Source organism: Kitasatospora sp. NPDC059577 (genome assembly GCF_042735475.1).
GTDB lineage: Bacteria > Actinomycetota > Actinomycetes > Streptomycetales > Streptomycetaceae > Kitasatospora.
This window is the reverse complement of record NZ_JBHWBZ010000016.1, coordinates 2673-23569: the sequence shown is the minus strand read 5'-3', so window position 1 is coordinate 23569 and position 20897 is coordinate 2673. Positions and strand designations below refer to the sequence as shown.

17 protein-coding genes are annotated in these 20897 nt (G+C 71.5%); 9 read left to right on the top strand and 8 right to left on the bottom strand.

Annotated elements, in window-relative coordinates; genetic code table 11:
- Nucleotides 1–194 precede the first annotated feature (194 nt).
- Nucleotides 195–920: a polysaccharide deacetylase family protein gene (locus ACFV0O_RS15610; RefSeq protein WP_380341432.1), complete on the top strand. Its 726-nt coding sequence runs from the start codon at nucleotides 195–197 to the stop codon at nucleotides 918–920.
- 87 nt (nucleotides 921–1007) lie between these two features.
- On the opposite strand, the gene ACFV0O_RS15605 is transcribed toward ACFV0O_RS15610, so the two are convergent.
- Nucleotides 1008–1475 (bottom strand): DUF1772 domain-containing protein, encoded by a 468-nt coding sequence (locus ACFV0O_RS15605; protein ID WP_380341429.1) that lies wholly within the window; start codon nucleotides 1473–1475, stop codon nucleotides 1008–1010.
- 202 nt (nucleotides 1476–1677) lie between these two features.
- On the opposite strand from ACFV0O_RS15605, the gene ACFV0O_RS15600 reads away from it, so the two are divergent.
- From ACFV0O_RS15600 to ACFV0O_RS15590, 3 genes are all read left to right on the top strand, one after another.
- Nucleotides 1678–2685: an AraC family transcriptional regulator gene (locus tag ACFV0O_RS15600; RefSeq protein ID WP_360268791.1), complete on the top strand. Its 1008-nt coding sequence runs from the start codon at nucleotides 1678–1680 to the stop codon at nucleotides 2683–2685.
- Between the two features lie 209 nt (nucleotides 2686–2894).
- Complete coding sequence (locus ACFV0O_RS15595) at nucleotides 2895–3473, top strand: TetR/AcrR family transcriptional regulator (RefSeq protein WP_380341427.1); 579 nt, start codon at nucleotides 2895–2897, stop codon at nucleotides 3471–3473.
- A gap of 88 nt (nucleotides 3474–3561) precedes the next feature.
- Nucleotides 3562–4722: an SGNH/GDSL hydrolase family protein gene (locus ACFV0O_RS15590; RefSeq protein ID WP_380341424.1), complete on the top strand. Its 1161-nt coding sequence runs from the start codon at nucleotides 3562–3564 to the stop codon at nucleotides 4720–4722.
- A 116-nt stretch (nucleotides 4723–4838) separates the two neighbouring features.
- On the opposite strand, the gene ACFV0O_RS15585 is transcribed toward ACFV0O_RS15590, so the two are convergent.
- The 6 genes from ACFV0O_RS15585 to ACFV0O_RS15560 form a co-directional block, all read right to left on the bottom strand.
- On the bottom strand, nucleotides 4839–5492 hold the full coding sequence (locus tag ACFV0O_RS15585) for a 4'-phosphopantetheinyl transferase (RefSeq protein ID WP_380341422.1): 654 nt from the start codon (nucleotides 5490–5492) through the stop codon (nucleotides 4839–4841).
- A 5-nt stretch (nucleotides 5493–5497) separates the two neighbouring features.
- Nucleotides 5498–6394, bottom strand: coding sequence for an alpha/beta fold hydrolase (locus ACFV0O_RS15580; RefSeq protein WP_380341420.1), 897 nt, complete (start codon nucleotides 6392–6394; stop codon nucleotides 5498–5500).
- A gap of 96 nt (nucleotides 6395–6490) precedes the next feature.
- Nucleotides 6491–6961 (bottom strand): hypothetical protein, encoded by a 471-nt coding sequence (locus tag ACFV0O_RS15575; RefSeq protein WP_380341418.1) that lies wholly within the window; start codon nucleotides 6959–6961, stop codon nucleotides 6491–6493.
- Between the two features lie 582 nt (nucleotides 6962–7543).
- Nucleotides 7544–9025 (bottom strand): FAD-binding protein, encoded by a 1482-nt coding sequence (locus ACFV0O_RS15570; RefSeq protein WP_380341415.1) that lies wholly within the window; start codon nucleotides 9023–9025, stop codon nucleotides 7544–7546.
- A gap of 1892 nt (nucleotides 9026–10917) precedes the next feature.
- Nucleotides 10918–12612, bottom strand: a complete 1695-nt coding sequence (locus tag ACFV0O_RS15565) for a flavin-containing monooxygenase (RefSeq protein ID WP_380341412.1) — start codon at nucleotides 12610–12612, stop codon at nucleotides 10918–10920.
- 51 nt (nucleotides 12613–12663) lie between these two features.
- Entirely contained in the window at nucleotides 12664–13557 is an 894-nt protein-coding gene (locus ACFV0O_RS15560) for a class I SAM-dependent methyltransferase (RefSeq protein WP_360262710.1), read from the bottom strand.
- A gap of 1244 nt (nucleotides 13558–14801) precedes the next feature.
- On the opposite strand from ACFV0O_RS15560, the gene ACFV0O_RS15555 reads away from it, so the two are divergent.
- From ACFV0O_RS15555 to ACFV0O_RS15535, 5 genes are all read left to right on the top strand, one after another.
- Entirely contained in the window at nucleotides 14802–15062 is a 261-nt protein-coding gene (locus ACFV0O_RS15555; RefSeq protein ID WP_360262711.1) for a hypothetical protein, read from the top strand.
- A gap of 31 nt (nucleotides 15063–15093) precedes the next feature.
- Entirely contained in the window at nucleotides 15094–16077 is a 984-nt protein-coding gene (locus ACFV0O_RS15550) for a beta-ketoacyl-ACP synthase 3 (protein ID WP_360262712.1), read from the top strand.
- The gene (locus ACFV0O_RS15545; protein ID WP_380341408.1) at nucleotides 16074–16829 is read left to right on the top strand and encodes an SDR family NAD(P)-dependent oxidoreductase; all 756 of its coding nucleotides are present in this window, start codon (nucleotides 16074–16076) and stop codon (nucleotides 16827–16829) included. The genes ACFV0O_RS15550 and ACFV0O_RS15545 overlap by 4 nt, the downstream gene beginning before the upstream one ends.
- A gap of 805 nt (nucleotides 16830–17634) precedes the next feature.
- Nucleotides 17635–17943 (top strand): hypothetical protein, encoded by a 309-nt coding sequence (locus ACFV0O_RS15540; RefSeq protein ID WP_380341405.1) that lies wholly within the window; start codon nucleotides 17635–17637, stop codon nucleotides 17941–17943.
- Between the two features lie 9 nt (nucleotides 17944–17952).
- Nucleotides 17953–19248 carry an ISL3 family transposase gene (locus tag ACFV0O_RS15535; protein ID WP_380341402.1) on the top strand — a complete coding sequence of 432 codons (1296 nt, stop codon included), beginning with the start codon at nucleotides 17953–17955 and terminating at the stop codon, nucleotides 19246–19248.
- Between the two features lie 734 nt (nucleotides 19249–19982).
- Here ACFV0O_RS15535 and tpx read toward each other — a convergent pair.
- A complete protein-coding gene (gene tpx, locus ACFV0O_RS15530) occupies nucleotides 19983–20483 on the bottom strand; it encodes a thiol peroxidase (protein ID WP_360262714.1) in 501 nt (166 codons plus the stop codon).
- Between the last annotated feature and the right edge of the window lie 414 nt (nucleotides 20484–20897).

Here is a 20897-nt window from a genome sequence, read left to right as displayed (position 1 = left end):
GCGAACCCCCCCCGCCCCCGCCCCGCGCCCCACCCCCCCCCCGCCCCCCGCCGGGGCCGCTCCGGCGTGCCCCGGTCGGCCCGGCGCGCGGCTTGGCCGGATCCACCCGGTCCCGTCACCCGGAGGGTCGCGGCGGCCCCGCCCGCGGAGCAGACTGGTCCGCGGCACCGGAGTTCCGACCGCAGGGGGCAGGCATGTCCGTACGACCCGCCAGGCGCAGGAGGACGGTCGGAGGTCTCCGGACCGCGATCGGCGCGCTCGCCGTCGCTCTGACCGCGGGCGCCGCGGTCACCCTGCCCGTCGCACCGGCGGAGGCGGCCGGCGGCACGGGCGGTGCGGGAAGTGCGGGCGGCAAGGGCGGGAAGGTCGTCTACCTGACCTTCGACGACGGCCCGAGCCCCGCCTACACGCCGAAGGTCCTCGCCACGCTCGCCCGGTACGGGGTGCGCGCGACCTTCTTCGAGATCGGGCAGAACGTGGCCGCCCATCCGTCGCTCACCGGGCAGGTGGCGCAGCAGGGCCACAGCGTGCAGAACCACTCCTGGTCGCACCCGGACCTGCGCAGGCTCTCCGCCGGCGCGGTCGACTCCCAGGTGAGCGCCACGGACCGGGCGATCCGCGCCCGGACCGACCGCACCCCGACCTGCCTGCGCCCGCCGTACGGCGCGGTCGACGGCACGGTGCGCTCGCGCGCGGCGGCGCTCGGCAAGCAGGTCGTGCTCTGGTCGGTGGACCCGGCGGACTGGTCCCGGCCCGGCGCGGCGGCGATCCGCTCGCGGGTGCTGGACCACGTCCGCCCGGGATCGGTGGTCCTGCTGCACGACGGCGGTGGTGACCGCAGCCAGACCGTGGCCGCTCTGCCGACGATCATCGCCACGCTCAAGGCGCGCGGGTACACCTTCGCCACCCTGTGCGGCTGAGGCCGTTCAGGGTGGCGAAGGGTACCGGGGGCGTCCGCCGGGCCGGAGTCCGCCGGAGTCCGCCGGAAGCCCCGCCGAATGCCGCTGTCAGCTCTGGCCGTTGAGGACCAGGGCCCAGGCGAGGCAGCCGAGGGCACCGGTGGAGAGCAGGGCGCGCAGCACGTTGAAGCGCACCCAGCGGGCCTCGAAGCGCCCGCGCACGCCGGCCGGGTCGGCGATTCGCTGCGGCGTCCCGGCGGCGGCCAGCTCGTCGTTCAGCGGGATGTTGACCGAACGGGTGACCCCGATCATCGCGATGTACAGCACGAGCGCGGCGATGGTCGCGGGCAGCACGTCGTGGCCGTCCGCGGGGAGGTGCAGGGCGACCGCGGCTGCCGTGGCCAGCAGGGCGCCGACGAAGCCGAGGACGAACCAGCCGTTCAGGATCGCCACGTTGACGCGCTGCATCACCTCGATGAAGGTCCGGTCCTCGACCCGCGCGAGCGCGGGCATGACCGAGCACGCGTAGGCGTAGAACAGTCCGGCGGTCAGTCCACAGGTGACAGTGGCCGCCACCAGGACGAGTGTGCGTGCCGTTTCCATCGTCGTGAGCCCCTCACTTCTCGCTGTCGGTATCGCGCGTATCGCTGTCGCCGCGTCGGTGCTACCCCCGTGGGCAGATCATCCGGCATTTCCGGCCCTCAGGCCACCTTGAACACTCAAGAGTCTCTCAAATGACGAAGCGTCAAATGATGTCCCGCCGTCTACACTTGTCGGCATGGACACTCTGACGGGACTCCTCGACGGCCCCAAGGCCCGCGGCGCGTTCCTGCTGCGGTCGATCCTCACCCCTCCGTGGTCCTTGCGGATCGAGGACCGGGCCCCGCTCTCGGTGGTGACGATGGTCCGCGGCGACGCCTGGATCCTGCCCGAGCGCGGCACCCCGCTGCTGCTGCACCCCGGGGACGTGGCGATCGTGCGCGGCCCGGAGCCGTACACCGTCGCGGACGACCCGGACACGCCAGTGGACGTGATCGTCGGCCCGGGCCAGGTCTGCACCAAGGGCGGGGTGGACGTGTCCGAGGTGATGTCGCTCGGCGTCCGGACCTGGGGGCAGGGCCGTGAGGGCGACCGGGCCTCCTCGGTGGTCCTCTCCGGCACCTACCAGGCCGAGCACGAGATCGGCCAGCGCCTGCTGGGCTGCCTGCCCGCCCTGCTGGTCCGCCCGGCCGGCACCGGCGCCGACGACACCCTGGTGCACCTGCTGGCCGCCGAGATAGGGCGCAACGAGCCGGGTCAGGAACTCGTCCTGGACCGCATCCTCGACCTGCTGGTGGTCTCCGTCCTGCGCGCCTGGCTCGCCGCCCCCGACTCCGGCGCCCCCGCCTGGTACCGCGCCCAGCACGACCAGGTGGTCGGTCCGGTCCTGCGGATGATGCACGACGACCCGGCCACCGCCTGGACGGTCGCCGAACTCGCCCAGCGGGTCGGCGTCTCCCGGGCCGGGCTGGCCCGCCGCTTCACCGCCCTGGTCGGCGAGCCCCCGATGGCCTACCTCGCGGGCTGGCGGCTGGCCGTCGCCGCCGACCTGCTGCGCGAGCCGGAGTGCACCGTCGCCTTCGCGGCCCGCAAGGTCGGCTACAGCAACGCCTTCGCCCTCTCCGCGGCGTTCAAGCGGGTCCGCGGGGTCAGCCCGCAGGAGCACCGCCGGCTCGCCGCGACCGGCACCCCGTCGCAGCCGGTGGGCTTCTCCGGTCCGGCGGAGACGGTGATCCTGGCGGGCTGATCCCCGGTGGAGCGGGGTTCCGGCGGGGAGGTCGTGGCTCCGGCGGTCGTGGCTCCGGCGGTCGTGGCTCCGGCGGTCGGGGCCCTGATGGTCGGGGCTCCGCCGCAGTGGCGGAGCCCGGCCGGTGCGTGCGTTCCCATTTGCCTAATCCATTTAGGCAATCCCATACTGGCTGTAGCGCACCGGCGCGACAGCACGGGAGGAAGCACATGGCACGGGCAGGACTGACCGTCGAACGCGTCGTCGTCGCGGGCGCCGAACTCGCCGACCGCGTCGGATTCGAACACGTGACCGTCGCCGCCGTCGCCCGCGGCTTCGGCGTCCAGACCGCCAGCCTCTACTCCCACGTCAAGAGCTCCCAGGACCTCAAGACCCGCATCGCCCTGTACGCCCTCGAAGAACTCGCCGACCTCGTCGCCGACGCCCTCGCCGGCCGCGCGGGCCGCGACGCCCTCGGCGCCTTCGCCGACGCCTACCGCGACTACGCCGCCCGCCACCCCGGCCGCTACGACGCCACCCGCCTGCGCCTCGACGCCGAGACCGCCGCCGCCAGCGCCGGCGTCCGGCACGCCCAGATGACCCGGGCGATCCTGCGCGGCTACGACCTCACCGAACCCGAACAGACCCACGCCGTCCGCATGCTCGGCAGCGTCTTCCACGGCTACATCAGCCTCGAAGCGGCCGGCGGCTTCAGCCACACCGCCGTCGACGCCCAGCAGTCCTGGGACTGGATCATCGACTCCCTCGACACCCTGCTGCGCCACGGCGGCACCCGCCCGACCACCTGAACCGCCCGTGCGACGCGGCACCGGCCCGGGCCCGCCCGTACCAGGCGCGGCGCCCGGCTCCGCCCGCACGACGACCCGAAGAAGCGCCATGACCACCACGATCACCACCCCCGTCACCGAGGACCTCCTCCACGGCCACCTGGACGTCGAACGGACCCGCCGCGGCCTGCTGCCGCACCGGCTGCCCGCCCGGGCCCGCCGCCAGGTCCCCGACGAGCAGCTCGCCATGGCCGAGTCCCAGCCCTCCGGCGTCCGCCTCGCCTTCCGCACCCGCGCCACCGCGATCACCCTGCACACCGTCCCCACCAAGCGCGCCTACCCCGGCGTCCCCCACGTGCCCGACGGCGTCTACGACCTGCTCGTCGACGGCACCCTCACCGCCCGGACCTCCGTCCCCGGCGGCAACCTGCGCACCGTCGACCTGGCCACCGGCCGCTTCGAACTCACCGAAGGACCGGCCGGCAGCGCGCGGTTCACCGGCCTGCCCGCACACGACAAGACCGTCGAGATCTGGCTCCCGCACACCGAGACCACCGAACTGATCGCCCTCGAAACGGACGCGCCCCTGACAGCCGTCCCGACCGGCACCCGCAAGCGCTGGGTGCACCACGGCAGTTCGATCAGCCACGGCTCCAACGCCGCACACCCGACCGGCACCTGGCCCGCCCTGGTCGCCAACGGCGCCGGACTCGACCTGGTCAACCTCGGCTTCGGCGGCAGCGCCCTGCTCGACCCGTTCACCGCGCGCACGATCCGCGACACCCCCGCCGACCTGATCAGCCTCAAGATCGGCATCAACCTGGTGAACGCCGACGCCATGCGGCTGCGCGCCCTCGTCCCGGCCGTCCACGGCTTCCTCGACACCGTCCGCGACGGCCACCCGACCACACCGCTGCTCGTCGTCTCCCCGCTGCTGTGCCCCCTCCACGAGGACACCCCCGGCCCGCTCGCCCCCGACTTCAGCACCGGCACCCTCCGCTTCCGGGCCACCGGCGACCCGGCCGACGTCGCCACCGGCCGCCTCACCCTCACCGTCATCCGCGAAGAACTCGCCCGCATCGTCGCCGAACGCCGCGCCGACGGCGACCACGCCCTGCACCACCTGGACGGACTCGCCCTCTACGGCGAGCCCGAACACGACGCCCACCCGCTCCCCGACGGCCTCCACCCCTCCCCGGAGGCCCACCGCCTCATCGCCCGGCGGTTCACCGAACTGGCCCTCACCGGGGGCGGCCCGCTGGCGTCGTGACACCCCGGCGCCGGGCCCCGACGGCGGCCTGACCGATGGCGGCCTGCCCCGACGGCGCCGGGCCTCGCGCAGCGGGGTGCTTGCGCGAGAGGCCCGGCGGCACAAGGGCCCCGTGCTCAACCCGACGGAGGGAGCGCGAGCGCCGTGAGGACGACGCCCCGGTGAACGCCCCACCGGCCCGTGCCGACACCCGGACGATGAGGATGCCGGGCGGTGAACGTGCCGTCCGCATCGAGCACGACCGTGATCGCGGCAAGACCCGTCCAGGTCCGGGTGAGGGGGTGAACGGCCTTGTAGACGGCCTCCTTGGCACTGAACAGCACGGTGTCCCACGGGGCGGCCCCCGCCGGGAGCCCGGCCAGCCCGGCGCGCTCCTCCGCACAGCTGACCATCTCCAGGACCCCGCGCGGGAGCGGCCGGACGGGCTCGGCGTCAATGCCCAGCGACAGGTGCCGACCGGTACTGGCAACCGCGCAGGCCGTGTAACCACGGGTGTGGGTGATGCTGCCCGCAGCACCCGAAGGCCACTGCGGCGCACCCCCGGGCCCGGGCAGCAACGGCGTCGACGGATGGCCCAGCTCCGCCAGCGCCCGACGGGCCAGCGTCCGGGCGGTCGCGAACTGCTGCCGGCGGCGCGGCGACCGGTCCCGGATGTAAGCCGCCTCAGACGGGTGGAGACGGCCCGCATCCAGGACACCGAACGCCTCGGCGCAGTGGACGTACGGCGGCAGCAGCGCGGCCAGGACGCCGGCGGGAGCAGTGGTGGTCACGACGGTCAGCGCCCCGCCAGAACCAACTGGTGGGTGTGGTGGGCGATGTGCCCCGGGTTCTCCAGCGGAACCATGTGCCCGATGCCCGGAACCTCGTACAGCGTCGCCTGCGGGAGGGCGGCGGCCAGCTCCTGACTGAAGCTCGGCTTGACGATCTTGTCCTCGGTGCCCGTGATCACCGCGGTGGGCACGGCGATCCCCGCCAGCCCGGCCCGCTGGTCCATCTCCTGCGTGGACGCGAAGCAGGCCGCACGGGTCTGCGGCAACGTGCGGGCGAACAGCCGCCGGTTGGCCTCACGGGCCTCCAGGGTGGCGCGCGGCCCGTGCGTCTGGCCCAGCAACTTCCGCCCCAGCCACGGCGTGCGCAACGCCCGGCTGAACAGCCCGGAACCCATCATCTTCACCTCGTTCGCCGGCGTGTTCTGACCGTGCGAAGCCGTGGACACCAGCACCAACCCGGCGAGCCGCCCACCCGCACCCGCCGGCCGCGAAGCGGACAACTGCGCCGCCCAGGCCAGCGCCGCGTAGCCGCCACCCGAATGCCCGACCAGCACGACCGGCCGCTCCGGCGTCGTCAGCGTCCCCACGACGGTGCCCAGGTCCTGAGCCAACCGCTCGATGCTGATCGGCTCCCGCCCGACCGTGGACGAGGCGTGCCCGCGCTGGTCGTACGTGGCCACGGTATGCCCGGCCGCGGCCAACTGCCGAGCGGTGCTGTGCCAGACGGTCCGGGACGCCGCCCACCCGTGCACGAGAACGACCAACGGCCGGGCCGGATCCGGCGTCTCGGGCTGGTGGACCGTGATCGCCAGACGCGCGAAGTCGTCCGTGGTCGCGGTGTGGTCGGTGGTGGTGACGGCGTGCTCGGCCGGCAGGGCGGGAACTACGGCGGCGGTCTGCATGGGGCCCTCCTCCTGTTTCTCGTTTGTGTTTCTTGCTTTGTCGTTCTTCTGCTGCTCGTTCTTCGTGTGCTGTTTTTTGTTTTTGTTGTTGTTTGGTTAGTGGTTGTTGGTGAGGTGGTGGTGGAGGTTGGTGAGGGCGTGTTGGGTGGCGGTGGTGTGTTTGGTGGTGAGGTTGGTGAGTTTGTGGAGGAGTTTGGGCCAGTGGTGGGGTGTGGTGGTGAAGGTGATGGTGAGGAGGGTGTGGGTGTTGTTGTGGTGGGGGGTGAGGGTGTAGGTGGTGGTGCCGTGGAAGTGGCCGGTGTGGGTTTGGGTGAGGGTGTGGTGGGGGGTGATGTGGGTGGTGGTGGAGGTGAAGTGGAGTTTGGGGCCGGGTTTGCCGATGCCGGCGGGGTGGATGGTGGTGTGGGTGGTGCCGCCGGTGGTGTGGGGGCCGGTGGGTCCGGGTTGGTGGGTGTTGTGGGGGTGCCACCAGGTGGTTTTGCCGTTGAGTTCGTTGAGGATGGCGTTCCAGACGGTTTCGGTGGGGTGGGGGAGGATGGTGTGGTCGGTGTGGTGGATGGCGTGCATGGGTTTCCTTTTCGGGGGGTCGGGTCGGGGGTGAGGGTGGTGGGTGGGTTGGGGTTGGGGGTGGTGGTGGGTGGGTGAGGGGTCGGGTGTTGTCGGGGTGGGGGTTCGGTTTTTGCCGGGCCCCCCTTTTTTGTTTTCGGTTGCTGCGGGCTGCGGGCTGCGGGCTGCGGGCTGCGGGTTGTGGATTGTGTGGTGGTGGTTGGGGTTCCGGTTTCCGGCGGGTTCCTGTTGTTTGTTGGTGGTGTGGGTTTGTGTATGTGTTATGTGGTGGGGAAGTCCCGGGGGTTTGGTGCTGTCCCGGGGTTTTGGTGGTGTCCGGGGGTGGTGGTGTCCCGGGGTTTGGTGGTGTCCCGGGGTTTGGTGGTGTCCCGGGGTTTGGTGGTGTCCCGGGGTTTTGGTGGTGTCCGGGGGTGGTGCTGTTCCGGGGGGTGGTGGTGTCCCGGGGTTTGGTGGTGTCCCGGGGGTGAGGGAGTCCTGGGGTTTGGTGGTGTTTCGGGGTGGTGTCCGGGGTTTGGTGTTCTGGGGTTTGGTTGTGTTTCGGGGTGGTGTTGGGGGTTTGGTTGTGGTGGGGGGTGTTTGGGGTTAGGGGAAGATGTTTTGGCCGGGGGTGAGGGTGTGGGTGGGGTCGTGGTGGTTTTTGGTGGTGGTGAGGGTGGTCCATTGGGGGCCGTAGTGGGTTTGCCAGTCGGTGGGGGTCATGTGGGGGATGGCGCCGACGAGGTAGCGTTTTGCGCCGAGTTGGACGGCGCGGTTGTAGAGGTTGCGGTTGCGGGTGAGGGCGGGGGTGGGGTTGGTGTCGGGGTGGGGGAAGGCGAGGAGGTCGAAGAGGTAGGCGGTGGGTTCGTTGGGGGTGATGGCGAGGGGGTGGGTGATTTTGTTGGTGTGGAAGGGGTAGCAGAGGAGGAGGCCTTGGCCGATGTCGTCGGGGGTGAGTTGGGGGAGGGTTTCGGTGAGGAAGGTGTGGGTTTGGGTGGCGGGGAGGAAGAGGGAGAGCCAGGGTTTGGGGGCGTTCCAGTAGCCGAGGTTTTTGATGGTGTCGGCGAAGGTGTCGGCGCGGTAGGTGTATTCGCGGTAGGTGGTGTCGGTGATGGTGGTTTCGGTGGGGTTGGGGTTGAGGCCGGTGAGGAGGGGGGTGGGGTTGGGGGGTGTGGTGCCGTTGTAGTGGGCGACGGCTTCGATTTTGTAGCGGGGGGGTTGGTTGTTGGGTTGGATGAGGATTTCGCCGACTTGGGAGGGGAAGCGGCCGTCGTTGAGGAGGGTTTGTTGGTCGGTGAGGTAGGTGGTGAGGTTGTCGTAGTAGAGGGTGAAGACGAGGGCGCGTTCGGGGGCGGGGATGAGTTTGAGGGTGGCGCGGGTGATGATGCCGACTTGTCCGGCGCCGGCGAGGGCGGTGTGGAAGAGTTCGGTGTTTTGGGTGGGGGTGGCGGTGAGGATGCGGCCGGTGCCGGTGACGATGTCGATGGATTCGACGGTGTCGGCTTGGAGGCCGTGTTTGTGGACGGTGGAGCCGATGCCGCCGATGCTGATGGTGCCGCCGATGGAGAGGTGGAGGTAGTCGGTGAGGCAGGGGGGTGTGAGGCCTTGGGCGAGGGTGGCTTCGGTGAGTTGGGCCCAGGTGACGCCGGCGTCGACGGTGGCGTTGGTGGGGGTGATGGTGTGGATGCGGTTGAGGGCGCGGGCGTTGATGGCGATGCCGCCGGGGGCGCCGGCTTGGCCGTAGTTGGAGTGTGATTCGAGGTCGGTGCCGGTGCCGCTTTGGCCGTTCATGGCGACTTTGAGGTTGTGGCGGCGGGCGAAGTTGATGATGGTGGCGATGTCTTGGGGGCCGGCGGGGTTGAGGACGGCGTAGGGGGTGGTGGTGGTGAGGCGGCCGAAGTCCTGGGCGTAGGCGGTGCGGGTGGCGGGGTTGGTGGTGAGGGTGCCCTGGAGGGTGGGGACGGGGATGACGCGGTTGGTGGTGGGGTCGTCGGTGGTGGCCCAGGAGCGGGTGGTGGTGTTGTAGCCGATGACGGTGGCGGCGGCGCCGGTGAGTAGGGCGCGCCTGGAGAGTGCGGGTCGGTTCATTGGGGGTGGGTCTCCCTGGTCGGTGTGCGGGTGTGCGGGTGTGCGGGTGTGCGGGTGTTGGTGGTCGGTGTGCGGGGTGCCCCGCCCTGGTCGCCCTGGCCGCCGTGGCCGCCGTGGACGCCGTGGACGGCCTGGCCGGCCTGGCTGCCGTGGACGGCCTGGACGCCGTGGCTGCCCTGGCCGGTCGGGGCAGGGCCGGGTGCTCGGTGCGGTGGTTCGGTGCGGCCGCTGGGTCCGGTGGTTCGGTTCGGGTGGTCCGGGGCCGGGGCTGGGGCTTGGGTGGTGGGGGTGGTGGGGTGGGTGGGGTGGTGTGGTGGTGCTGGGGTTGTGTGGGGGTGTGGGGGTGGCCCGCGGTCCCCTGGTGTGGTGGGGGCGGGCGTTGTGGGGGTGTTCGGTCGCCGTGATGGTGTGGGTGGTGGCGGGTGAACGGGTGTGAAGTTGTGGGGTGTGGTTCGGGGGTGGGGCGGGTGGGGCTGGCCGGGTGTGGGGTTTGATGTCCGGCCGTTCGGGGGTGGGTGTCCGGTGGGTTCCGGGGTGGTGCGGTCCTGAACAGGTCTGCGGTTGGTGTTCGTTGGTGGTGCGGGGTGGTGCGGGGTAAGGCGTGGGCCGGGTGCCGGTGCGGGGCTCGGGGTGGTGCGGTCCTGGGGTGTGGGCCTGAACCCGTCTGCGGTTTGTGTTCGTTGGCCTGCGGGGGGCGGGGGGCCGTGGTGGTGCGGGTGGTGTGGGTGGGTGGTCCGGTGAGGCGTGTTCGTGGGCCTGTCCCGGTCCGTCCTGGTTCCGCTGTGTGCCTGCTGTGCTTCCCTGTTGCCCCTGTTGCCGCTGGGCTGGCCTTTGTGCTGCCGGGGTTCCGGGTGTGTTGGTCCTGTGACCTTCCGGGTTTCCCGGGGTTGTGGGTCCGGTACTTCCCGTGGCCTGTGGCCGGGTACTTCCTTTGGCGTGTGGGCCTGGTGGCTTTTCCGGTCCGTGGTCCGCTGGTTCCGGGCCGGCCGTGGTCTGCGGCCCGTGACCCGAACCCCGAACCCCGAACCCGTGACCTGTAGCCCGGTCCGTGGCTCATGGCCTGGTCTGCGGCCCGTGGTCCGGTACTTCCTCTGGCGTGTGGGCCTGGTGGCCTTTCCGGTCCGTGGTCCGCTGGTCCCGGGCCGGCCGTGGTCTGCGGCCCGTAACCCGTAACCCGTGACCCGGTCCGTAACCCGTGACCCGTGACCCGTGGCCCGGCCCGTGTCCCAGGCCCGGTCTGTGGGTTTGTTGGGTTCCGGGTCGGCCGTGGGTCGCAGCCCGCGGCTTGGTCCGTAGCCTGTGGCCCGCAATGCGGCCCGTGGCCTGGTCGGTGGCCCGGCTCGTAACCCGGCTCGAACCCGTAGCCCGTGACCCGGTCCGTGGGCTTGTAGGGTTCCGGGCCCGTGGTCTCCGGTCCGCAGCCCAGTCCGTGGCCTGCAGCTCGGTCCGTGGCCCGAACCCGTAACCCGGCCCGTGACCCGTGACCTGGTCGGTGGCCCGGCCGGTGTCCCGTGACCCGGTTCGTTGCCCGGTCCGTGGCCCGGCCGGTGTTCCGTAGCCGGATCCGTGGTCCGTAGCCCGGGGCCGGTCCGTGGGTCTGTTGGGTCCGGGCCGGCCCCGGGCTACGGTCCGTGCCCGTAACCCGGTCCGTGGTCCGTGGCCTGACCCGTGGTCCGTGGTCCGTGGTCCGTGGTCCGTGGCCCGTAACCCGGTCCGTGGTCCGTGGCCTGACCCGTGGTCCGTGGCCCGTGACCCGGTCCGTGGTCCGTGGTCTGTGGCCTGGCCGGTGGTCCGTGGTCCGGGTGCGTGGTCCGGGTGCGTGGCCTGGCCAGTAATCCGTGGTCCGGGGGGTGGCGTGGCTGGTGGTTCGTGGTTCGTGGGCTGGTGGGGGGTTAGGGGTTGGTGTGGTTGGTGTGGGTGGTGGTCTGGTAGTTGGTGATGTCGAGGTGGCGGGTCTGGCGGTTGAAGCGCCAGGTGTAGGTGGGCCAGATGGAGGGGTTGTTGCCTTTGGTGTCGGTGTACCAGCTGGTGCAGCCGCCGGTGTTCCAGACGGTGTTCTTGAGGCGGTTCTGGAGGGTGGTGTTGTAGGTGGTCTGGGCTTCTTCGCGGACTTCGAGGGTGGTGAGGTGGTGGGTGTCGAGGGTTTTGAGTGCGGCGAGGATGTAGGTGATCTGGGCTTCGATCATGACGGTCTGGGAGGAGTGGCCGAGGGTGGTGTTGGGTCCCAGGATCATGAAGAGGTTGGGGAAGCCGTGGATGGTGGTGCCGCGGTGGGCGGTCATGCCGGTGGTGTGCCAGGTGTCGGCGAGGGTGGTGCCGTTGCGGCCGTGGATGAGGCGGGCGACGGGGCGGTCGGTGGCGGTGAAGCCGGTGGCGAGGATGATGGTGTCGATGTCGCGTCGGGTGCCGTCGGCGGTGGTGATGTGGGTGGGGCCGATGGCGGTGATGGTGTCGGAGACGATGTCGACGTTGGGTTGCTGGATGGCGGGGTACCAGGTGTTGGAGAAGAGGAGGCGTTTGCAGCCGACGGTGTAGTCGGGGGTGAGGCGTTGGCGCAGGGCGGGGTCTTTGACGCTTTTCTTGAGGTGGCCGGCGGCCATGTTCTTCATGCCGGTGGTGCGGGAGGGGCGGGACATGAAGAACGCGACGATTTCGCGGCCGTGTTTGTTGAAGGCGCGGCGGAAGCGCTGGTAGCCGGGGAGGTGGCGCAGCATCCAGGTGTGGCGGGTGGTGTTGGGTTTGTCGGGTTTGGCGGCGACCCAGGGGGGTGTGCGCTGGTAGAGGTCGAGGTGGGCGACCTGGGGCTGGATCTTGGGGACGAACTGGATGGCGGAGGCGCCGGTGCCGATGACGGCGATGTTGCGGCCGGTGAGGTCGTGGTCGTGGCGCCAGCGGGAGGAGTGGAAGACGGTGCCGGTGAAGGTGTCGAGGCCGGGCAGGTCGGGTGTGGCGGGGTCGGAGAGGTAGCCGGTGCCGGTGACGAGGACCTGGGCGGTGTAGCGGCCGTGGCTGGTGTGGAGTTTCCAGTGGTGGTGGGTGTCGTCCCAGCGGGCGTCGAGGAGTTCGTGGCCGTAGCGCAGGTGGGGGTCGACGCCGTGGCGGGTGGCGCAGTCCTTGAGGTAGGCGTGGACTTCGGCCTGGGTGGCGAAGGTGGATTTCCATTCGGGGTTGCGGGCGAAGGAGAAGGAGTAGAGGTGGGCCTGGACGTCGCAGGCGCAGCCGGGGTAGGTGTTGTCGCGCCAGGTGCCGCCGAGGTCGGTGGCGCGTTCGAAGACGAGGAAGTCGTCGATGCCGGCGCGCAGGAGGTTGACGGCGGTGCCCAGGCCGGAGATGCCGGCGCCGATGACGGCGACTTTGAGGTGGCGTACGGCGAGGTCGCCGGTGCCGGCGGCGGCGGTGGCGGCCGTGGTGGCGGCGGTGGTGCCGGTGCCGGTGGCCGTGGTGGTGCCGGTGCCGGTGCCGGTGGTGGGGGTGGTGGTGGGGGTGGCCCCCGCCGCCGGGGCGGGGGCGGTGGTGGCCGTGGTGGCCTTGGCGCCGGGGGTGGTGCCGGTGCCGGTGGTGCGGTCGGGGGCGGGGGTGGTGGTCATGGCGTCGGTGTCCTCTTCTGCGGTGGCTGAGGGGTCCTGTGTGCCGGTGGGTCAGGCGCGGCGGGTGAGGGTGACGCGGAAGTTGTTGAAGATGTGGTCTTCGAGGGTGTAGGCGAAGATGTCGAGGTAGCGCTCGAAGCGGGCGACGGTGGTTTCGTCGGTCATGGTGACGGCTTCGTCGCGGCGGGCGGCGAGGAGTTCGAGCCAGGCGCGGCAGGCGCGGGCGAACGACTCGGGCTCGTTGCGGATCTCGGTGACCTCGAAGAGGCCGTCGAGGCCGGAGGCGAGTTCGGGCAGGCGCGGGATGTGGCAGCCCTCGAACTCCTCGCGCTGGAGGAACTTCAGGTCGTCCAGGAGCTGGCGGCGCAGCGGGGGGTTCTCGACGGTCATGGTGTGCAGGACGAAGCGGGCGCCGGGCTTGAGGAGGGAGTGGATCTGCTTGAAGAAGACGCGGTAGCGCTGGGTGCGCTCCTTGGGGGTGAGGGAGGAGAGCACGAAGTGTTCGAGGGCGTTGATGCAGAACGCGGCGTCGTAGGCGTCCTCGCCCTCGGCGAGGCGGTGGTCCTCCCAGCTTTCGACGCGGGCTTCGATGGCGGGGTTGCCCAGGGCGTGGACGAAGTCGGACTGGGTGCGGGAGAGGGTGACGCCGACGGCGCGCTTGACGCCGTGGACGGTGGTGAGGCGGTTGAGCATGGTGCCCCAGCCGCAGCCGACGTCCAGGACCTTGGCGGTGCCGGCGGCGCGGGCGAGGTCGGTGAAGGCGTCGAGCTTGCGTTCCTGGGCCTCGTCCAGGACGGCGACGAGGTCCTCGCCGTCCTCCCAGTAGCCGCCGGAGTACATCATGGTCGGGCCCAGGATGAGCCGGTAGAGCTCGTTGGGGACCTCGTAGTGGTGGCGGATGGCCTCGACGTCGGGGTTGATGGAGCGGGCTTCGACGGTGGTCATGGGATGGGGCCCCTCGGTGGTGGTGGAATGGGAATCGGACCGGGCAGCGGGCGTGTGCGTGGTGTGCCACGCGCGGGCGCCGCGGGCGCCGGTGGTGCGGGCGGTGCGGGTACGGCGGGTACGGCGGGTACGGCGGGTGGCGGTGGTGCGGTGTGCGGGCGGTGGCCCGGCGGGCCGGCCGCGGTGTGCGGGCACCGGCCCGTAGGCGCCGTGCCGTGCCGTGCGGGCACCGGCCCGTAGGCGCGGTGCGGTGCGGGGCCGCCTCCGGTGCGGGGCGGCTCGTGCTCGGCCGTGCCGTGCGGTTCGGTGCCGGTGACGTGCGCCCGGCCGCTCGCGTGCGGTGCCGTGCCCGCGTGCCGTGATGCCGTGCCGTGCCGTGCTGTGCTCGCGTGCCGTGATGCCGTGCTGTGCTGGTGTGCGGTGGTGGACCGCGGTGTGGTGCCGGCGGCGTGTGTGCGGCCCTGGGGTCGTACGAGTGCCGTGGGTCCGTGCTTGTTTGCGGTGCGGTGTGGTGCGGTGTGGTGCGTCCGGCCGTTCGCGTGCGGTGCCGTGTTCGGGTGCGGTGGTGGGCCGCGTTGTCGTGGCGGTGTGGCGTTGGGCCGGTGTGCGTGCGGGTGCGGTGTGTTGTGGGTCAGGTAAGCGTGTGTCTCGCAAGCGGTGCGCAAGGGGGTGGGGGTGTGGGGGGTTGCGGGGCGTTTGCGCGGGCGCGGGTTTCATGCGGTTCGACAAGACACGCGGCCCCCACGGCCGGGTCGCTTCCCTTTCGTTTCGTCGGCGGGGTGGTGCTTGTCCGGGCTTGTGCTGTTTCTCCTGTCTCGTTTTTGTGTGCGGGGTGGGGGGCGGTGCGTCGTTCCCGTGTTCCTGGTTTTCCGGTCCGTCCGTCGTTGTCTTTCTTCCGGTGTTCTCGTTGTGTGTTCCTGTGATTTTCCGGTCCTCGTGGTGCCCGTGTGTCGGGTGTGACGGTGTGTGGGGCCGGTGGGGGCGCGGGGCGGGGTGTGGAGGGGGTGGCGGGGTGCGGGCCGGCCGGGGGCGGGGTGCGGGGGTCCGGGCGGGTTGCCGCCCGTGGCCGGCCGGGGCGGGGGGTTGCGGTCCTGGGGTGTCGTCCCGGGCGTTTGTCCGTGGGCCGGTTCGCCGGTCGCGGGTGGTCCGGCCGTTCCACCCCTGTTCGTTGTTCCCATTCGACGCGTTGACAGCCGTCCGTCCCGGTGTTCCCGGGGCCGGGCGAGGAGAGGAAACGATCACCCATGTCGCAGATCCCCACCATCGAGGACCTGGCGCAGCAGCTGCAGGCGGTCTCCGGTGCGCACGAGATCGACGCGGACGCGGCGTTGCAGCACATCGCGGACGTGGACTCGCTGGACCTGATGGAGTGGCTGTACGGGTTCCAGAACCAGTACCCGCACATTCCGGCCGACGAGTCGCTGTTCGCGGACATCGACGACACCACGACGCTGCGGGTGGTGCACGAGCGGATCCTGGCGCTCGTCCCGGCCGAGGCCAACTGAGGCCCCGGGGCGGGGAGAGAGGGGGCGGGTGATGAGCGGTTTCGACGTCACCGGCTGGGGGATGTCGGTGCCCGAGCGGGTGGTGACCAGTGCCGAGCTCGCGCAGCGTTTCGGTGTCGACGAGCACTGGATCGTCTCGCGGTGCGGGATCCGTGAGCGCCGGGCGGTCGGGCCGGGGCAGACCACGGCGTCGATGGCGGTGGAGGCCGGGCGCCGGGCTCTCGAGCGGGCGGGCCTGACGGGTGCGGACATCGCGCACCTGATCGTGGCGACGGCCACTCCGGAGCAGCCCTCGCCGGCGACGTCGGCGTTCGTCCATGACGAGCTGGGTATCGCGGGCAGTGCGCACGACGTGAATTCCGAGTGTGCCGGTTTCGTGTATGCGCTGGTGACGGCGGCAGGTCTGCTGCGGATGGATCCGCGTCCGATCCTGGTGATCGGCTCGGACACGCACACCCAGACCGCGAACCCCGCCGACCGGGACCTGTCGATCCTGGTCGGTGACGGTGCGGGTGCGGTGGTGCTGGCGCCGGGTCCGGTGGACCGGATCCGGGCGTGGAACCTGGGTGCGGACGGCTCGTGCAAGAACAGTCTGAAGGTCCTGGCGGGCGGTTCGCGGATGCCCACCACGGCGCAGACGGTGGAGCAGGGTCTGCACTACGCGCAGATCAACGGCAACGAGATCTACCTCAATGCCGTGCGCTACACGGTGCGTACGATCCGCGAGACGCTGGAGCAGGCGAAGATCACCGCTGCGGACGTCGATCACGTCGTGCCGCACCAGGCGAACATCCGGATCATCAACTCGGTGCTCGCGCACACGGGGATCCCCGCGGACCGTCTGGTCACCAACCTGGAGCGGTACGGCAACACCGCGTCGGGGTCGATCCCGATCGCGTTGGCGGAGGCGCTGGACGCGGGGCGGATCAAGGACGGGGACACGGTGCTGCTGGCCGGTTTCGGTGCGGGCATGACGTGGGGTTCGGTCCTGATGACGTGGGGAGGGGCGCGGTGAGCGGCAAGGACGCCTTCGGGGTCCGTCCGGTGTCGCCGGTGGCGCTGGTCACCGGCGCGTCGGGGGGGCTGGGCAGTGAACTGGCGCTGGCCCTGGACGCGGCCGGGTGTCGTGTCGCGGTCCACTACAACAGTTCCCGCCAGGGCGCGGAGAAGACCTGCGCGCAGCTGGTCAACGACCATGTCATGGTCACCGGTGACGTCGCGGACTTCGAGGCGGTCACCGCGATGTACGAGCAGGTCACGGCGGCGCTGGGCCCGGTGGACGTGCTCGTCAACAACGGTGCCGTCCGCAAGGACGCGCTGATGGCGATGCAGGACCCGGTGCAGTGGCGGCAGGTGATCGACACCAACCTGGTGGGTTCCTTCCACACGGCGCGGGTGTGCGTGCCGGCGATGCTGCGGGCGCGCTGGGGCCGGATCGTCAACATCGTGTCGCCGTCCGCGCTGATCGCCACCGCCGGTCAGACCGCCTACTCCGCGTCCAAGGCCGGGCTGATCGGTCTGACCCGGACCCTGGCGGCGGAGTGCGGGCGCCGGGGGGTGACGGTCAACGCCCTCTCGCCCGGCTTCATGATCACGGGGATGACGGACACCCTGCCCGAGCACGTCGTCGCCGGGATGCGCGACAAGGTCCCCGTGCCGCGTTTCGTCACCCCGCGCGAGGTCGCCCGCTCGATCACCCTGTTCCTCGACCAGGACTGCATGACCGGGCAGGTCATCAGCATCGACTCCGGCGCCTCCATCACCTGACCCCGGCCCCCGGTGCCCGGCCCGGGGCCCGGGGTCCGGGCCGCCCCCCGGGGTCCGGGTCCGTCTCGCCCCCCGTTCCCGTCCCCTTCCCGGGGCCGGTGCGGGCCCGCGCCCGCGCGGGCCCGGGCCCCCCCCCCCGGGGTGCCGGGGGCCCCCCCCCCCCCCCCCCCCGCCCCCCCGCCGGGGGGCGGGGGCGCCCCCCCCGCCGGGGCGCCCCCGCCGCCGCCCCCGAGGGGTCCCGGGGACACCGCGCCCCCGCCCCTCGGCCCACCGGCCGGGGTGCGGGGGCGCACCCGTTGCCCGGGGGCGGCGGCGGGGCGTGCCAAAGACCCGGGGAACACCGGCGAAAGCACCCCCCACACACACGTCAAGGGCGGCAAGGGTGTGGAGACCGGCGGCTTCGACGCCGCCTTCGGGGCGGGCGGTGACGGGGCGCTCGTGGCGGAGGCCGACGGCAGGGTGGCCGGTGCCGCCGGCGGCACCGGGGCCGTAGTCGTGCAGGGGGACCCGCCCGCCTCCTGAGGAGCCGGTCCGGCATACGGCGGGACACCATCCGCATGCCGTCACCGACGGGCCCGGTGTTCGCCTCTCGGGAAGCGGGCAGGCCGTCCGGACCTCTCTCCGGTCGATGACCGGCCCGCTGAGGTGTCTCCCGAAATGGTGAGCATCTGCTGGCCGTTCTCGGGTTCCGGCTCAACTTCCGTGGTCTGCACACGGTGAGTGACGATCAAACGATGCGGTGGGCGTCCGGAAGTTGCCCGGAATTCGCCCGAGTTCGGGCCGCGGTGGCCGACGGTGCGGGACCGTGGACGATCTGGTGCCCCGGCTGGAGGGGCTGCTGTTTCCGTCGGTCGCGGGCGTCGCGGTGCTGTCGGTCGACGTGAACGTCGATTCGGTGAACGTGGAGGTCAAGTCCTCGGCGACGGGGCACAGTTGCCCGGGGTGCGGGAGCTGGTCGACCCGAGTCCACAGTTCCTACCTGCGATTTCCTGTCGACGGGCCGGTCGGGGGGCTGAGCCTGAGGGTGCGGCGCTTCGTGTGCGGGAACTCGTCGTGCGGGCGGCGAACCTTCGTCGAGCAGATTGTCGGGCTGACGCGGCGCCACGGCCGGTGAACCGAGGGGTTGCGGTCGACGCTTGCTGCGGTCGGCCTGGCGATGGCCGGGCGGGCCGGCGCCCGGTTGGCCGAGGTGTTCGGGGTGTCGGTGAGCCGGAGCACGGTGCTGCGGCTGGTCGAGGAACTTCCCGATCCGCAGCCGCCGACCCCGCGGGTAGTGGGCGTCGACGAGTACGCGACGCGCAAAGGCCACACCTACGGGACGGTGCTGGTCGACGCCGAGACCCGACGGCCGGTGGACCTCCTGTCCGACCGGGAGGCGTCCAGCCTGGCAGCATGGCTGGCCGAGCGACCGGGCATCGAGGTCGTCTGCCGCGAGCGCGCCCCGTTCTTCGCCGAGGGTGCCACCGTCGGAGCGCCCCAAGCCGTGCAGGTCGCGGACCGCTGGCACCTGTGGCACAACCTCAGCGAGGCCGCTGAGCGAAGCGTCGCCCAGCACCGCCGCTGTCTTCAGACCCTGACCCCCGAGACGCCCGAGCCCGAGGCAGCCACCGCCATGGTCGAGGAGACGGCCAGCTCACCATGGCCGACCGGCCACCGTTTCGCCGACCGCATCCGGACCCGGCACGCCACCGTCCACGCGCTCTTGGAGGCCGGCCACAGCAGGCGCTCGATCCAGCGCCAGCTGGGCATGACCTACGGAACGGTCAAGCGCCTCGCCGACGCCACGCGCCCGGAAGAGCTCTTCACCGGCCAATGGCAGAACCGGCTCTCCGAGCTCGACGAGTACAAGCCGTACCTGGACAACCGCTGGATCGAGGGCTGCACCAACGCCTGGAAGCTGTGGGAGGAGATCGTGCCGCTCGGCTACCTGGGCAGCTACCAGACGGTCCGCGCCTACATCTTCCGGAAACGCACGTCACCACGACCCGTCACCGCACGGCCGCCCTCACCCCGGACGGTGACCAGCTGGATCCTCCGCCGACCCGAATCCCTGGCCGAGTCCGAGCAGTTGCAGCTCAAGACAGTTTTGACCAAGTGCCCCGAACTGGACGCCCTCACCCGACACGTCCGCTCCTTCGCAGCCATGCTCACCGAGCGCCACGGCGAGCGCCTGCCAGAGTGGCTCAACGCGGTCCGGCAGGACGACCTGCCCAGCCTCCACACCCTCGCCGCCGGCATCGACCGCGACCGCGACGCCGTCATCGCCGGCCTCACCCTCCCCTGGAACTCAGGCGTCGTCGAAGGACACGTCAACCGCATCAAGATGCTCAAACGCCAGATGTACGGCCGGGCGGGCTTCCAGCTCCGCAAGCGCGTTCTGCTGTTGTGCTGGCTTCTCCGCCCCGCTGGTCAGCGGTGAGGTCCCACAGATACCGCCGAGCTCAACAGCCGGATGTCGTATTCGGTCCAGCAATCTGAGATCTCGATGCCAACCTCGCTGTCGCAACAGGCGCACAGCAGGTTCGGGCCATTGATTCCATCCCGCCTGCAGCACCCGTAAAGCCGAGCCGGGTCCGTATGAGGCCGCAACTGCACGCCGTCCAGCGGGTTGATCACCCAGGTCGCAATCGCGCCAGCGGGAACATAAGGATCCGGGTCAGCAGCGACTGAACCTACCGCCACCGTCGATGGGCCATGGGTGTAGTGCTCTCTCCCCTTCACTCGCGGGAGAGGCTTCCACTCACGTCGTTCCAGCGGATTCGACAAGGCAGCATCACACTGCCGACATCTGAAAACGATCAGCACTCTCGTATCCCTCCCGTCCACAGCAAACCGTCGCCATCCAACCAGCCGGCCTGCCGTGCGACCAGAACCAGAAGGTCACCCTGTGTTGTCGACCACGACCGCACCACAGAACTCGTGCCAGAACCCGTTCTCGCGTGAACAAAGCCGCGCGGGGTGCCGGCGCCGATGCCGGGGAGACTGCGGGCGGAACGGGGGCGGAACGGGGGCGGAACGGGGGTGGAACGGGGCGCAGCGGGGGCGCAAATGCGGCGGCGGCCCCGTCGTCTGTCTTCCGGTCCCGGCCGGGCCGGGAGGGGAGACGGCGGGGCCGCCGTGTGCACGCGCGCGGGTGGCGGCGCGTGGGGCGGGTCAGGCCAGGACGGCGAGCGCGGCCTCGTAGTCCGGCTCGTCGGCGATCTCGGCGACGAGCTCGGTGTGCAGGACGGTGTCGTTCTCGTCCAGGACGACCACGGCGCGCGCGGTCAGGCCCGCCAGCGGGCCGGAGTTGATGGCCACGCCGTAGGCGTCGTGGAACTCGCGTCCGCGCAGCGTGGACAGCGTCTTGACGTTGTCCAGGCCCTCGGCGCCGCAGAACCGGGCCTGCGCGAACGGCAGGTCGGCGGAGATGCACAGCACCACGGTGTTGTCCAGGGCGCCGGCCTGGGCGTTGAAGGTGCGCACCGACGTCGCGCAGGTGGGGGTGTCGACACTGGGGAAGATGTTGAGGACCTTGCGCGCGCCCGCGAAGTCCTTCAGCGAGGTGTCCGCCAGCCCCGCGCCGACCAGCGTGAACGACGGAGCCCGGCTGCCCGAGACCGGCAGCGCGCCGCCGACCTCGACCGGGTTCCCCTTCAGCGTGACCTGAGCCATGAAAAGCCTCCTACCAGCGGTATACGGGTGTGCAACGCCGCCGATCCTACTGCCCGCCCCCCGCCCCGCCCACGGGGCGACCACCGGCCGGACACCCCGCCCGCCCGCGCACCCACGCCCACGAACACCCCGCCGTCGCCCGGGGCGAAGACAGCCCCGCCTCGCGCCGGCCGCGCCCCGCAGGGCCCGCGCCCCTTCGTGTCCTGCGGGGCCCGTGGCACTCCGGCTGTGTTCCGCGGGGCCTGCGCTCCTTCGGCCGTGTCCTGCAGGGCGCGTGGCGCTCCGCCGCTTTCCCGTCGCTCCCGTGGCGCTCCGGCTGCCGCCGACGGGGGTGTGGCCTCCCGGCCCGGGGGAGCGAACGCGCCCCGCGGCGGCCGGGCGGACCCGGGCCGCCGCGGGGCGGGTGGTGGCGGT